Source organism: Pseudomonas sp. B7(2017) (assembly GCF_002112745.1).
Lineage (GTDB): Bacteria > Pseudomonadota > Gammaproteobacteria > Pseudomonadales > Pseudomonadaceae > Aquipseudomonas > Aquipseudomonas ekonensis.
Genome location: NZ_NEIP01000013.1, coordinates 55,480 through 69,828, shown reverse-complemented (window position 1 = coordinate 69,828; position 14,349 = coordinate 55,480). Strand labels below are relative to the sequence as shown.

Sequence of the window (14,349 nt, the reverse complement as noted above, 5' to 3'; positions counted from 1 at the left end):
AAACGGCGCGCACAGCCCATTCATTCCGCGTCGGGCGGAATGGGTTTCAATGGATTGCAGGAATCAGGCGCGGGGCGGTCGCCACACCCCGGACGGGGTCGAGGCCGGCAGGGAATCGCTGAAGAAGGATTGCGTGACGGGGCTGAACACGGTGACGGGCGGCTTGAACACGGCGACCTGCAACAGGCCGCCGGTCTTGCATTCCTGGCCCGGTTTGCAGGGCGTGCCGTGAGAGGCTTTGGTGTCCTTGCCCATGTCCTGGCAGCAGTCCATCCCCATGCCGTCCATCATCGCCATGCCCATGGTTTTCATCGGGCAAGGCTCGGTCGGCGCCGGAACGCCCGCCATCCCGCTGAGGGGAAGCGCCAGGCTGATCAGGAAGATGAGACAAAGCCGCAGGTAGCGTTTCATGGCCAGGAGTCTAGTGGCGCCTTCGGGTGCGTGCAAACGCGGGTGGGTGGACACGTGCCGGCGATCTCACCGGACAGGCATTAAGCCAGGATTACGGACAGGCCCCGGGCGTGGTGAAACTTTTCATCGGCGCCGGGTTCGATCACCTAACCTCATAGACTGTGTGATCAACCGGAATCGAGCCTTCCCATGCGCAACGCCTTGAAGTCATTGCTGTTCGTCGCCCTGGTGCTGTTCGGCCCGATGGCCGTCGGCGTGTCGGCCGAGGATGTGGCGCAAGCCGCCGATGCCGGCGCCGCGCCGCTGCCGGGGGTGTCGACGGATGACCTGCAGGCCTTGCAACAACGGCTCGACGGCCTCAAGCAGGAGATTTCCTCGGCCAGCAACTACAACCAGCTCGAAGCGCCCCAGGACCGGGTGCAGGATTACATCCTGGACATCGACCGGCTCTCCGCCGCGCTGCTGCCGCAACAGGCGCAACTGACGGTGCAACTGGGCGTGCTCGGCGCCGCGCCGGCCGAAGGCGTGGCCCCGGAACAGGCCGACATCGCGGCGCAGCGGGCCTCGCTCACGGCGCAGAAGGCCAGGGTCGACACCGCCCTGAAGAACCTGGCCACCCTCAAGGAAAGCGCCGCCGACCTGATCAACCAGATCGCCGGCATCCGTCGCAACCTGCTGGAAAGCGAACTGACCCTGGGCACGCTGAGCATCCTCAACCCGGATTTCTGGCGGCCGATGCTCGAACCGTCGGCGGACGACCGTCAGCGCCTGGGCGAATTCATCGCTCAGGTGAAGGCGACCGGCGCCGAGGTGTGGAAGCCCGGCCAGCGTTTCTACACCACGGTGCTGGTGCTGCTGGCCTTGCTGATCTGGACGCTGGGCCGGCGCTTCGCCGACCGCCAGATGGCGCAGTTCTGCATCCACCGCATGCCGGAGGGCCGCCTGCGCCGCAGCGCGCTGGCCAGTGCCTCGGCGATCGCCACCATCCTCACCACCGGCGTGGCCCTGCAATTGCTGTACTACGCCTGCACCCGCAACGAGCCGTTGACGCCGATGCTGGCGAGCTTTTCCGCCGAGTTCGAGAAGACCGTGTACGCCTGCGTGATGATCACCGGCCTGAGCCGGGCATTGCTGTCCACCGAGCACCCGTCGTGGCGCCTGCCAGACATCGCCGACCCGGTGGCGAAAGCGCTCAAGCCGTTTGCGCGGCTGCTGGCCGGGACGCTGCTGGTGCTGGTGACGCTGTCGCAGATGTGCGCCGCCGCCGGCATGAGCAGCCAACTGGTGATGGGCATCCGCGGGCTGGTGGCCCTGTTCGTGCTGGCGATCATCGTGACGATGCTGGTGCGCACCGGCAACGTGCGCAAGGCGCTGGTGATGGCCAACGGCGCGTCGGCGGAGGTCAGCACCCTGGCCGGGGCGATCTACGCCATCACCAGCGTGTCGATGGTGGTCTCGCTGATCGCCCTGCTCACCGGGTACGTGTCCCTGGCCCGCTTCGTGATCTACGAGCTGATCTGGAGCTACATCGTCCTGACCGGTTTCTACCTGCTGATGCAGCTGTTCAAGGACGGCTGCGAATTCCTGTTCTCACCCCGCCACGCCAGCGGCAAGGCGCTCAAGCACCTGCTGGGCATGAGCGACCGGCGCCTGGATCAGTTGTCGATTTTGCTGGCCGGCTTCGGCCGCGCCGCGCTGTTGCTGCTGACGGTGATCACCCTGTTCGTCGGCGGCATCGGCACCACGCTCGGGCAACTGGTCAGCAACATCGTGGCGATCCTCGGCGGCGCCGGCCTGCGCAAGCTCAACATCGTGCCGGGGCATCTGCTCAACGCGGTGCTGGCGCTGATGATCGGCATCTACCTGATCCGCGCCCTGCGCCGCTGGCTGGACAATGAGTTCCTGCCCAAGACCGACATGGACCCGGGCATGTGCGCGTCCCTCAGCACGTTGTTCTCCAACATCGGCTATGCGTTCGTGATCCTGCTGACGCTGTCATCGTTGGGGGTGCAGTGGACGAACCTGGCGTGGATCGTCAGCGCCCTGTCGGTGGGTATCGGCTTCGGCTTGCAGGAGATCGTCAAGAATTTCGTCTCCGGCCTGATCCTGCTCACCGAACGGCCGGTGAAGGTCGGCGACCTGATCAGCATCAGCGGCGTGGAGGGCGACATCCGCCGCATCAACGTGCGCGCCACGGAGATCCAGTTGAGCGACCGCTCGATCGTGATCGTGCCCAATTCGCAGCTGATCTCGCAGAACCTGCGCAACGTCACCCTCGGCGGCAGCGCCCAGGGCGTGGCGACCCTGGAGCTGATGTTCCCGCTGGACATCGACCCGGAGCAGGTGAAGAACCTGCTGCTGGACACCTACCGCGAACACGAGACCCTCCTGGAAAAACCGGCGCCGTTCGTGCGCTTCAGCAAACTCTCGCCCGACGGCATCACCTTGACCGTCACCGGCTACGTCGCCAGCCCCCGGATCGTCGGCATCACCAAGAGCGACCTGCTGTTCGAGATCCTCAAACGCCTGGGCGCCGAGGGCATCGAGTTGGCGAAACCACCGCCTGCGGCTTGAACCACAGCTGTTGCCTGAGCCACCGCTATCGCCAGCAGGCTGGCTCCCACAAGGATTCCCGGCTGCCCGCAGCATCCCTGTACACCTCAGAAACCTGTGGGAGCTGGCTTGCCAGCGATGAGGCCACCACTGCCGACACCCCTGTTGCCTGACCCACCGCCATCGCTGGCAAGTCGAGTCGTCGCACCGCAGCTCCCACAGGTATCCCGGTTGCCCGCAAGATCCAGGCACCCCGCAAAACCTGTAGGAGCTTGCCTGCCAGCGATGAGGCCAGCACTGCCAACATCTCAGTTGCCTGACCCACCGCCATCGCTGGCAAGCCAGCTCCCACAGGTATCCCAGGTGTTCACAAGATTCATGCACACCACAGGTCTGGTTCCCACTGCAGCAGGTTTGTATCTCAGTGTGTACAGACGCCTTCGGGATACATCCCCCGGCATCTGGCATCGCAACCGGAAACAGCCCGGATACGTCCCTGGGCTTTAATGGATCCCAAGCCTGAAGGGTTCAGCCGGAACCCCTCGCCCATCCCATGCCAAGGAGAGTTCCCATGAAGCCAGCCCTGCACGCCACCTCTTGCGCCACCAGCCGCCGTCTGCTGGGCCTGTCGGTGCTTGCCGCCGCGCTGATGCAGTTCGGCGCGTTCGGCGTGGCCCAGGCCGCCACTTCGCAAGCGCCCCAGCCTGCCGCCGCCAGCGTGAAAGCCGACCTGCCGTTCGGCCCGCTCAAGCACGTCAAGGCCGGTCTGCTGGACGTGGCCTACGCCGAAACCGGCCCGGCCGACGGCCCGGTGGTGATCCTGCTGCACGGCTGGCCCTACGACATCCACAGCTACGACGACGTCGCACCGCAGCTGGCGGCCAAGGGCTACCGCGTGCTGATGCCGTATGCCCGCGGCTACGGCGACACCCGTTTCCTGTCCGAGCAGACCCCGCGCAACGGTCAGCCCGCCGCCCTGGCCAGCGACGTCATCGACTTCATGGACGCCCTGAAGATCAAGCAAGCCGTGCTCGGCGGCTACGACTGGGGGGCGCGTTCGGCGGACATCGTCTCGGCGCTGTGGCCCGAGCGTGTGAAGGCCCTGGTGTCGGTCAGCGGCTACCTGATCGGCAATCAGGCCGCCGGCAAGAACCCGCTGCCGCCCAAGGCCGAGCTGCAATGGTGGTATCAGTTCTACTTCGCCACCGACCGCGGCGCCGCCGGCTACGCGAAGAACACCCACGACTTCGCCAAGCTGATCTGGCAGACCGCCTCGCCGAAATGGGCCTTCGACGACGCCACCTTCGACCGCAGCGCCAAGGCCCTGGAGAACCCCGACCACGTCGCCATCACCGTGTTCAACTACCGCTGGCGCCTGGGCCTGGTGCAGGGCGAGAGCCGCTACGAGGCGCTGGAGCAGAAGCTCGCCACCGCGCCGTCCATCGGCGTGCCGACCATCACCCTGGAGGGCGACGCCAACGGCGCGCCGCACCCGGCCCCGGAGGACTACGCCAAACGCTTCACCGGCAAATACCAGTTCCGCCTGATCGACGGCGGCATCGGCCACAACCTGCCCCAGGAGAACCCGAAGGCGTTCGCCCAGGCCATCATCGACGCCGATCACCTTTAACCGCTCGCCACCCAGCGGCCCGGAATCCCCTCCGGGCCGTTTTTTTTGCGCTTGCCGATTGCCCCCGCCCTTCTATATTCAATGAGTCCCCGCCCTTTCGTTTTCCGTCGAGCGCGCCCATGGCCAGCACCGACCTGATCATCTGCGAGCACTGCGATGGCGTGTACCGCAAGGCCACGCTCGCCAAGCACCAGAAGACCCTCTGCGTGCGCTGCGGCGGCGTGCTCCAGCGCTACAGCGGCATGACCGTGCAGCAGCGCCTGGCCCTGAGCTTCACCGCCGCCATGCTGTGGCTGTTCGCCAATTTCTACCCGGTGATGAGCATCAGCATGAAGGGCCTGAAGAACAGCGCGACGCTGTGGGACTCGGTGCTCGCCCTGAGCCAGGGGCCGATCACCTTCATGGCCATGGTCGCGGCGATCGCGATCATCATCGCCCCGGCGTTCCAATTGGTGCTGCTGATCTGGGTGCTGTGCTTCGCCCTCGGTGCGCACCGGGCGCCGGGCTTCAAGCTGTGCATGCGCTGGCTGGAGACCCTGCGCCCCTGGAGCATGCTGGAGGTGTGCCTGCTCGGCGCCATGGTCGCGGTGTTCAAGCTGGCGGGCATGCTGGATGTGCTGCCGGGCATCGGCCTGTTCGCCCTCGCCGTATTGAGCCTGTTGCTGATCCGCATCGCCGGGCGCGACGTGCGCGACCTCTGGGAGCTGCCATGAACCGACCGCCGACCGCCGCCGAACTCAACCTGTGCCTGTGCCACAGCTGCGGGCTGGCCTGCGACATGACCGGCGAACCGCACACCTGCCCGCGCTGCGACGCCCCGCTGCACCGGCGCAAGACCAACTCGCTGGCGCGCACCTGGGCCTACATGTTCGCGGCCCTGGCCTTCTACGTGCCGGCCAACCTGCTGCCGGTGATGAACACCACCCTGCTGGGCAACGGCGCCGACAGCACGATCATGAGCGGGGTCATCGAGTTCTGGGAGCACGGCGCCTGGGACATCGCCCTGATCATCTTCATCGCCAGCATCGCGGTGCCGGGGATCAAGTTCGTCGCCCTGTCGCTGCTGCTGGTCAGCGTGCAGCGCAACAGCGCCTGGGCCCGGCGCGAGCGTTCGAAGCTGTACCGCTTCGTCGAGCTGATCGGGTATTGGTCGATGCTGGATGTACTGGTGGTGGCGCTGGTGGCGGCACTGGTGAAGTTCCAGGCCCTGGGCGACATCGAGCCACGGCCGGGCATTCTGTTCTTCGGGCTGGTGGTGGTGTTCACCATGCTCTCGGCGATGAGCTTCGACCCGCGGCTGATCTGGGACGAGCCGGCGGCCGACGGCGCCGTGGAAGACGCCGCCGGCCCTTAACGCCTGCGCGTCAAGAGGCGTCGATCCAGATCGTCTTCAGCTCCGTGTACTGGTCGTGGGCCCAGATCGACTTGTCGCGCCCGCCGAAGCCGGACTCCTTGTAGCCGCCGAACGGCGTGGAGGCGTCGCCCTCGCCGAAGCAGTTCACCGTGACGATGCCGGCACGAATGCCCCGCGACAGTTTCAGCGCATGGCGCAGGCTGCCGGTGTAGGCCGACGCCGCCAGGCCGTAGGCGGTGTCGTTGGCCAGGTCGATGGCCTCGTCCACCGTGGTGAAGGTGGTCACGCCCAGCACCGGGCCGAAGATTTCCTCCTGGAACAGACGGCTGTCACGGGTGACGCCATCGATGATCGTCGGCTCGACGAAGATGCCCTTGGCCGTGTCGCCGCCGACCCGCAGCGAGAGCTGTCGGTCCCTGGCTTCGTCGAGGTAGCCGCGGACCTTGTCGAAATGCGCCTTGCTGATCATCGACCCCAGGCGGTTGTCCGGATCCAGCGGGTCGCCCATCTTCCAGTCCGCCAGTTGCGCCAGCATGCGTTCGAGCAAGGCTTCCTTGACGTCGGCGTGCACGATCAGCCGCGACGACGCCGAGCAGTTCTCGCCCATGTTCCAGAACGCGCCGTTGACCACATGCCGGGCGACGTGGTCGAGGTCTTCGACGTCGTTCATCACCACTGCCGGGTTCTTGCCGCCGCACTCCAGCACGATGCGCTTGAGGTTGGATTCGCTGGAGTACTTGAGGAACAGCCGGCCGGTGTCGGTGGAGCCGGTGAAGCTGACCATGGCCACGTCCGGGTGGCGGCCCAGCGGCTCGCCCGCCTCTTTGCCGCCGCCGGGCACCACGTTGAACACACCCGCCGGGATCCCGGCCTGGTGCGCCAGCTCGGCCACGCGCAGGGTGCTCAGGGTGGTTTCCTTGGCGGGTTTGACCACCACCGAACAGCCGGCGGCCAAGGACGGGCCGATTTTCCAGGCCAGCATCAGCAGCGGGAAGTTCCACGGCAGCACCAGGCCGACCACGCCGATGGGCTCGCGCACGACCATCGTCACCGCGCCGGAGCCGGTGGGCGCCGTCGCGTCGTAGACCTTGTCGATCAGTTCGGCGTGCCAGCGCAGCGTATGGATCGTCTCGGGCACGTCGATGGTCTGGCATTCGCGGATCGGCTTGCCGCTGTCCAGGCTTTCGAGCAGCGCCAGTTCGTGGGCGTTGTCCTCCAGCAGTTGGGCGAAGCGCAGCAGCACCGACTTGCGCGCCGACGGCGCCAGCGATTGCCAGCGGCCGTCGTCGAACGCCCGCTTGGCGGCGGCGACGGCGGCGTCCACGTCCTGGGCGCCGCACGCCGCGATCTCGGTCAGCACCTCGTCGGTGGCCGGGTTGGTGGTGGTGAAGGTCTTGCCGGACAACGCCGCGCAGAACGCGCCGTCGATGAAGGCGCGGTTGCGCAGTTCCAGCCCGGCGGCCAGGTCCCGGTATTGCTGACGGCTCAGAAGATCGCTCATGTCAGGCCTCCCCGACGATGCGGGCGACGTTGTCCTTGAGCGTCGTGACGACGCGCTCCAGCGCCTGCCGCTCGGCGGCGTCCAGCGCCAGCATCGGCTTGCGCACGCCGCCGGCGCGCAGGCCCGCCAGCTCGCAGCCGTACTTGATGGACTGGACGAACTTGCCGCTTTCCAGCGCATCCATCAGCGGCAGCATCGCCGACATGATCCGCCGGCCCTTGTCGAAGTTCTTTTCCAGGACGCACGCTTCATACAGCGCGACGTGCTCGCGGGGCAGGAAGTTGGAGCCGGCGCACACCCAGCTGCGGGCGCCCCAGGCGAAGAATTCCAGGGCCAGGTCGTCCCAGCCGCAGGACAGCTGGATCGACGGATGGGCGTGGGCCAGACGGTGCAGGCGCGCGGTGTCGCCGGAGCTTTCCTTGATCGCGACGATGTTCTTGCAGCCGGCGATGGCGTCGAAGAATTCGTTGCCCATCCCCACGCCCATCCGCGCCGGGTAGTTGTAGAGCATGATCGGCAGGCCCGCGGCCTCGTCCACGGCCAGTACGTGGGCGGCGATTTCCTGCTGGGTCGGCAGCGCATAGGGCGGCGAGCCCACCAGGATGGCGTCGGCCTCCAGGGACTTGGCGTGTTCGGCGAAGTACACCGCGTCTTCGGTGCGGATGCCGCCGGTGCCGATCACCAGCGGCACGCGGCCCTTGATGAACGCCTTCGCCTGCTCGGCCACCTTCAGCCGCTCGGCGGCGGTGTGGGCGTAGTACTCGCCGGTGGAACCGCCGATGACGATGCCGTGCACGCCGGATTCGATCAGGTGCTCGATCACCTCGGCGAACGCGGCGTAATCGATCTGGCCATCGGCGGACAGCGGCGTTATGGCGGGGGTAAAGATGCCGTCAAAGTTCATGGGTCTTCTCCAGTGTGTGCGATGTTCAAACGGTTGCGAAAACGTGGCGTTCAGCTTTCCCGGCCCGCGCGGTACTGCCCCCACTTGAGGTTCATGTTCACCCCCAGCGACAGGAACGGTTCGGGCGGATTGCCGTTGGGCCCCGGGGCTTCGAGCAGGAAATCGATCAAGGGGTCGCGCGCGCCGGCCAGCCAGTCGGCCAGCAACTGGCCGGTGACGGTGCCGCGGGTGACGCCCAGGCCGTTGCAGCCCAGCGCGCCGTAGACGTTGGGCGCCAGCTCGCCGAAAAAGCCGTTGTGGTTCCGCGACATGGCCAGCGCCCCGCCCCAGGTGTACTCGAACGTGACGTCCGGCAGCATCGGGAAGCGCTGGTCGAACGAGGCCTTGTGGCGGCGCACGAAGCGTTCGTTGTACTTGCGGTTGCTGCGCCCGTCGGGGTTGAAGCTGAAGCTGTTGCGGATCAGCAGGCGGTTGTCCGGGGTGCGCCGCACGGTGGTGCCGAACGGGTCGGCCGGGATCGCGCCCCAGTAGGGTTTGCCGCCCAGCCGCGCCTGCTCGTCGGCGGTCAGGGGCCGGGTGATGCTGGCGTAGGTGTAGATCGGCAGCATGCGGCCCTGCAGAAAACCGAAACGCATGCCGAACGAGTTGTTGGCCAGGATCAGCTTGTCGGCGGTGAGGCTGCCGTAGGCGTGCCGGAGCACGGTCTTGGCGCCGTACTCCACTTCCAGGATCGGCGTGCGCTCGTACAGGGTGACGTTCGCCGGCAGGCTGTCCGCCAGCCCTTTCACCAGCGCCGACGGTTGCAGCAGCACCGCCCCTGGCGTGTACAGCGCCCGGCGGTAGAACCGCGTGCCCAGGTGCTCGGGCAATTCGTCCTCATCGATCATCTGGTAAGGCTGGCCGAGCTTGTCCAGGCCCAGGCGATAGGCATCCAGCACCGCGATGCCGCGGTCCTCCACGGCGGCCTGGTACTTGCCGCAGGCCTTCATCTGGCACTCGATGCCGAACTGGTCCACCAGCTCGCGCAGGATCGACTGCCCGGCCAGGTTGAGCTTGAGGCTGGTGCGGGCCAGGCCGATGTCGCCGATGTAGTCCTCGGCGCCGATGTCGTGGGGCAGGTCGATGGCGAACCCGGCGTTGCGGCCCGACGGCCCCAGCCCCACTTCCTGGGCCTCGACCAGCACCACGCTGTCGTCGGGGAAATTCAGCGCCAGCCGCCGGGCCGCCGCGAGCCCGGTGAAACCGGCGCCCACCACCACCCAACGGGCGCTGGTGTGCCCCCGGTGGCCGGGCTCGGGGCTGCGCGGGCGGCTTAAGTGGAACCAGCCGCAGCTGTCATCATCGGCGGGCAACGAACTGACTTTCATAGTGTTGAACCGTTTAGTGTCGAAAGGGCAAACCGCACCCGGCACGCGGCGAACGCGCGCAGTGGCGTTTGATGAGAACAACTGTCGAACGGAGCGCCGGTGGAGGCGCTTCAGTCAGAAGCCGGCGGCGACGGCGTAGCGCCCGCCCTGGTGCTCATGCACATGGTGGTAGTCCCTGAAGGTCATCGGCGGCAGCCCGAACAGGTCCTTGAACCGCTTGTAGAAGTGCGGATAGCTGACGAACCCCGTGGCCAGCGCCACGTCCGTCAGTGAGCGGTCGCTCTGCACGATCAGTTGCCGCGCCCGGGTCAGGCGCAGTTCCAGGTAATAGCGGTTGGGCGCCGCCTTCAGGTACTGGGCAAACCGTCGCTCCAGTTGCCGGCGGGACACACCGACGTGGCTGGCGATCTCGTCGATCTCCAGCGGCTCCTCGATGTGCCGTTCCATCAGCGAGAGCGCGGCGTCCAGCGGCTTGGGGATCAGCGCCGGGCGAACCTCGGCGCCGCGCGGCGGAACCTGCGGCCGGGGTTGGTGAACCCGTTTGATTTCGCCCACCCGCGACGCATCGCTGCCCGCTCCCAGTTCCTCCATGATCGCCAGCATCATGTCCAGGGCCGAGGGCGCCGTGGCGCAGGTGGCCCGACGCTGCCCGAAGGCGACGTCGCAGCCGCTGTCGCTCAAGTGCGGGAAGTACTCGCCGAGCAACGCGCGGCTGTCGCTGTGGCAGGCGAAGTCCTGGCCGTCGAGCAGGCCTGCGTCGGCCAGGAAGAACGCCGCGTTCCAGCACCCCGCCACTACGCCTTTGCCGGCGGCCGTGCGTTTCAGCACCCGGCGCAGCAGCGGCTGGGGCGACAGCCGCACGCGCTGGCCGCCGACCACGATCACCGCGTCATGGCTGAAGCCTTCGGCCACCAACCGGCCAGACGACAGCGGCACGCCCACGTCGCTGTCCACCGGGCCGCCCTGCAACGACCAGGTGGAGACCTTGTAGAACGTGTCGCCGTTGATCAGGTTGGCCGTGGCCAGGGCGTCCATGGCGGTGGACAGGCTGGTCAGCGAGAAATGGTCGAGCAGGATGAACGCCACGCGCACGGTGCGCTCATGCCCCGCCGAATGCGCGGATGGCCGGAACCCGATGTTCTGCAGTTTCAATGTGCTCTGGAAAGTGTCCATCTCGCGCCTCCCCTTGACCTTCGTTGAACCGGCCGTTGCCCGGCCGCCTGTCTGCCGCCCGGGCTCACTTGCCCGCAGCGGCCCGCGCATCGCTGAGCCAGCCGTCGTAAGCGGCCTGGTGGGCCTTGATCCACTCGGCGGCATGGCGTTTGATGTCGGCCAGGGACTTCTCGCCGTTCTGCATCCGCAGGTTCTGCGCGCTCTCGTCGGCGGTGCTGATGCTGACCTCCGACAGGAACTTGCGGGCCACCGGGTTCTTCGCGGCGAAGTCCTTGTTCATCACGGCGTTGATCGTGTCCACCGGGAAGCCCAGGTTCTTGCCTTCGTAGAAGGTGTCCTGGCTTTCCTTGCCCTCGGGCAGGTCGGTGTAAGGCACCGGCAGCCAGACCACGTCGCGGCCCTCGACCAGCACGCTGGAGATCCACTGCGGCACCCAGGTGAAGAACAGCACCGGCTTGCCTTGCTGGTAGCGGGCGATGGTGTCCGCCATCAGGGCGAAGTACGAGCCGCGGTTGTCGACCACCGTCGGCCCCAGGCCGTAGGCCTTCATGTGGTGCTCGACCATGACTTCGCAGCCCCAGCCGGGGTTGCAGCCGGTGAGGTCGGCCTTGCCGTCGCCGTTGCTGTCGAACAGCTTGGCGATCTCCGGCTTCTTCAGGTCCGAGAGGTCCTTGATGTGGTAGGCCTCGGCGGTCTTCTTGTCGATCAGGTAGCCCTGCAGCACGCCCTTCATGATCTGCCCGACCTTGACCATCACGTCGTCGCCGCCGGCCTTCTCGTAGAACGATTCGTGCAGGTGCTCCCACTCGTGCACGGTGAAATCCGCATCGCCGTAGGACAGCGCCAGGAACATCGCCGGGTAGTCGGTCTCCTTCGGCGGCTTGACGTCGTAGCCCAGTTCCTTGAGGCCGGCGATCACCACCTCGCCGCGAAAGCGCTCTTCGGCGATGGTCGGGAAAATCGGGGTGATCGACACGCCGGCGCCGGGCTTGGCGGCGTCGGCCGCGAAAGCCGCCGCGCTCAGAAAGGTGCCCAGGACAGACGCCACCACGGTCGCCACGACGCTTTGCTTAAGGTTTGCCAATTTCATGTTTCACCACGCTTAGGAGTGTTGTTCGGTGAGCAGAAAGGATCAGTTGATGACCGCGCGGGCCACGTTCTTCTTTTTCTTCAGTTTCATGACCAGGCCGACCGGGCCGGTCTGGTACCAGCGCTGGCCGGTCGCCAGGTCGCTGCTGCGCTCGCCCATGGCCTGGGTCAGGCGGTCGAGGAACACCGCCAGCAGCACGAGCCCGGCGCCGCCGACGCTGGCCAGGCCCATGTCGAGGCGGCCGATGCCGCTGAGCACCATCAAGCCCAGGCCGCCGACCGAGATCATCGACGCGACGACCACCATCGACAGCGACAGCATCAGGGTCTGGTTCAGCCCGGCCATCATCGTCGGCGCGGCCAGCGGCAGTTGCACCTTCATAAGCATCTGCGTCGGCGTGCAGCCGAACGCTCGCGCCGCCTCGACCTTGTCCGCCGGCACCTGGCGGATGCCGAGGTTGGTCAGGCGCACCAGCGGCGCGACGGAGAAGATGATCGTGACGATCACCCCCGGCACGTTGCCGATGCCGAACAGCATCACCACCGGCACCAGGTACACGAACGCGGGCAGCGTCTGCATGGCGTCGAGCACCGGGCGGATGACCATTTCGGTGCGGTCGCTGCGGGCGCAGAGGATGCCCAGCGGGATGCCGATCACCGCGCAGAACAGCAGCGAGGTCAGCACCAGCGCCAGGGTGACCATGGCGTCGTTCCACACGCCGATCAGGCCGAGCCCGGTCAGCGTCGCCACGCTGAAGATCGCGATGCGCTTGCCGCCGATCTGCCAGCTGATCAGGCCGGCGATGAGGATGAACACCGTCGGCGGCACCGACAGCAGGCTCCACTGGACGCCGTCGAGCACTTGGTCGACCGGCCAGCGAATGGAACGGAACACGTCCCGGAAGTTATGAACCAGATATTTAAGGACGGTCTCGACCCAAGTTCCCAAAGGAATGTTCAAACTTTGGAAAGGATCCATAAAGTTAAAGTCCGACATGATGCTACCTCGCCTTCATCTACCGCTTGGCATTTCGAAAGAACAACTGTTCAGTTATTGCAGAGGCAACTAAGCAGATGCCCCTGGGAGATCGAACCTTTATAAAGGCCCACTTCATCCACCACCGGAATGGGCGCGGCCGACGCGGCGACAAGATGGAATATTTCCTTCAATGAGGCCTCGGCGCGGATGGGCGTCTGCTGCCCCGGCGTATAGGTGATGGCCGCGTCCTGCTGCGCGATGTCGCCGGCCTTGAGGATCCGGCTGGTGTCGAAGCCGTTGAAGAAGTCCCGCACGTATTGGTTGACCGGATTGCACAGCAGCTCGCGCGGCGTGCCGATCTGCACCACGCGCCCGCCTTCCATGATCGCGATGCGGTGGCCGATGCGCACGGCCTCTTCGATGTCGTGGGAGATGAAAATGATGGTGCGGTCCTGTTCGGCCTGGAGCTTGATCAGCTCGCCCTGCATTTCGCTGCGGATCATCGGGTCGAGGGCGGAGAACGCCTCGTCCATCAGCAGGATCGCCGGGTCGTTGGCCAGGGCTCGGGCCAGGCCGACACGCTGTTGCATGCCGCCGGACAGTTGATGGGGAAAGCTGAATTCCTGGCCGGCCAGGCCGACCTGTTCCAGGGCGCCCATGGCCCGGCAGTAGCGTTCCTTTTCGCCGACGCCGCTGATCTCAAGGCCAAAGCTGACGTTGTCGATGACGCTCATGTGGGGCATCAGGGCGAACGACTGGAACACCATGCCCATGTCCTTGCGCCGCACCTGCAAAAGGTCCTTGTCGCCCAGGCCGGTGATTTCCTTGCCGTTGAGGAAGATGCTGCCGCTGGTGGGTTCGATCAGGCGGTTGAACAGCCTGACCATGGTGGACTTGCCCGAACCGGACAGCCCCATGATGACGAAGATCTCGCCGCGCCGAACCGAGAAGTTGGCGTCGAACACGCCGATGGCCTGGCCGGTCTTCTTGAACACTTCGGCTTTCGAGGCGCCCTCTTCGATCAACTTCATCGCCAGTTCCGGATGAGTGCCGAACACTTTATAGACGTTCTTTACGCAAATGATGTCGTCGCAGCGATTCATACCTTGCCTCCTTCGCATTGTGCATATGGCTTACTTGGCGATATGCATTGGGGCGAACTTGTTGTTGAGCGGCAGCGGTCATGCTTATAGGTCGTCACGACGGGTTTCCTTTTATTGTTTTTGGGGCCCCAGGAAAGAGGGACGATTCAAATCTATTAGCATCCCTGTTTACATTCCAACGACATTTACAGGCACCAGTTGATAACGTCGGGTTATCGATTGCGCAGGCCGTTGCCGGAGCAGGCGAAGAACGTCCGCCAGCGACCGGGGCTATCCTTGCTGCGA

Annotated in this window: 12 protein-coding genes; 4 read left to right on the top strand and 8 right to left on the bottom strand. The window is 65.9% G+C overall.

Annotation, left to right across the window (positions count from 1 at the left end; genetic code table 11):
* Positions 1 to 63: 63 nt before the first annotated feature.
* Complete coding sequence (locus tag CAG29_RS21265) at positions 64 to 411, bottom strand: hypothetical protein (RefSeq protein WP_085585622.1); 348 nt, start codon at positions 409 to 411, stop codon at positions 64 to 66.
* A gap of 189 nt (positions 412 to 600) precedes the next feature.
* Between CAG29_RS21265 and CAG29_RS21260 the strand changes: the two genes are divergently transcribed.
* From CAG29_RS21260 to CAG29_RS21245, 4 genes are all read left to right on the top strand, one after another.
* Entirely contained in the window at positions 601 to 2,985 is a 2,385-nt protein-coding gene (locus CAG29_RS21260; RefSeq protein ID WP_085585620.1) for a DUF3772 domain-containing protein, read from the top strand.
* A gap of 550 nt (positions 2,986 to 3,535) precedes the next feature.
* Positions 3,536 to 4,594, top strand: a complete 1,059-nt coding sequence (locus tag CAG29_RS21255; protein WP_085585618.1) for an alpha/beta fold hydrolase — start codon at positions 3,536 to 3,538, stop codon at positions 4,592 to 4,594.
* Between the two features lie 119 nt (positions 4,595 to 4,713).
* Complete coding sequence (locus CAG29_RS21250) at positions 4,714 to 5,307, top strand: paraquat-inducible protein A (protein ID WP_085585616.1); 594 nt, start codon at positions 4,714 to 4,716, stop codon at positions 5,305 to 5,307.
* Positions 5,304 to 5,948: a paraquat-inducible protein A gene (locus CAG29_RS21245; protein ID WP_085585614.1), complete on the top strand. Its 645-nt coding sequence runs from the start codon at positions 5,304 to 5,306 to the stop codon at positions 5,946 to 5,948. Before CAG29_RS21250 ends, CAG29_RS21245 begins: the two co-directional genes overlap by 4 nt.
* 10 nt (positions 5,949 to 5,958) lie before the next feature.
* Here the strand turns inward: CAG29_RS21245 and CAG29_RS21240 are convergent, their stop codons facing one another.
* The 7 genes from CAG29_RS21240 to CAG29_RS21210 all read right to left on the bottom strand — a co-directional run bounded on the left by CAG29_RS21240 (position 5,959) and on the right by CAG29_RS21210 (position 14,064).
* Positions 5,959 to 7,449, bottom strand: coding sequence for an aldehyde dehydrogenase (locus CAG29_RS21240; protein ID WP_085585612.1), 1,491 nt, complete (start codon positions 7,447 to 7,449; stop codon positions 5,959 to 5,961).
* 1 nt (position 7,450) lies between these two features.
* Positions 7,451 to 8,353, bottom strand: a complete 903-nt coding sequence (locus CAG29_RS21235; protein WP_085585610.1) for a dihydrodipicolinate synthase family protein — start codon at positions 8,351 to 8,353, stop codon at positions 7,451 to 7,453.
* Between the two features lie 50 nt (positions 8,354 to 8,403).
* Entirely contained in the window at positions 8,404 to 9,720 is a 1,317-nt protein-coding gene (locus CAG29_RS21230; protein ID WP_085585607.1) for an FAD-binding oxidoreductase, read from the bottom strand.
* A 114-nt stretch (positions 9,721 to 9,834) separates the two neighbouring features.
* Entirely contained in the window at positions 9,835 to 10,893 is a 1,059-nt protein-coding gene (locus tag CAG29_RS21225; RefSeq protein WP_085695095.1) for a GlxA family transcriptional regulator, read from the bottom strand.
* Between the two features lie 64 nt (positions 10,894 to 10,957).
* Positions 10,958 to 11,983, bottom strand: coding sequence for a glycine betaine/L-proline ABC transporter substrate-binding protein ProX (gene proX / locus CAG29_RS21220; protein WP_085632894.1), 1,026 nt, complete (start codon positions 11,981 to 11,983; stop codon positions 10,958 to 10,960).
* Between the two features lie 42 nt (positions 11,984 to 12,025).
* Positions 12,026 to 12,979, bottom strand: coding sequence for a glycine betaine/L-proline ABC transporter permease ProW (gene proW, locus CAG29_RS21215; protein ID WP_085585600.1), 954 nt, complete (start codon positions 12,977 to 12,979; stop codon positions 12,026 to 12,028).
* Positions 12,980 to 13,029: 50 nt separating this feature from the next.
* Positions 13,030 to 14,064, bottom strand: coding sequence for a glycine betaine/L-proline ABC transporter ATP-binding protein (locus tag CAG29_RS21210; RefSeq protein WP_085632892.1), 1,035 nt, complete (start codon positions 14,062 to 14,064; stop codon positions 13,030 to 13,032).
* Positions 14,065 to 14,349: the final 285 nt, after the last annotated feature.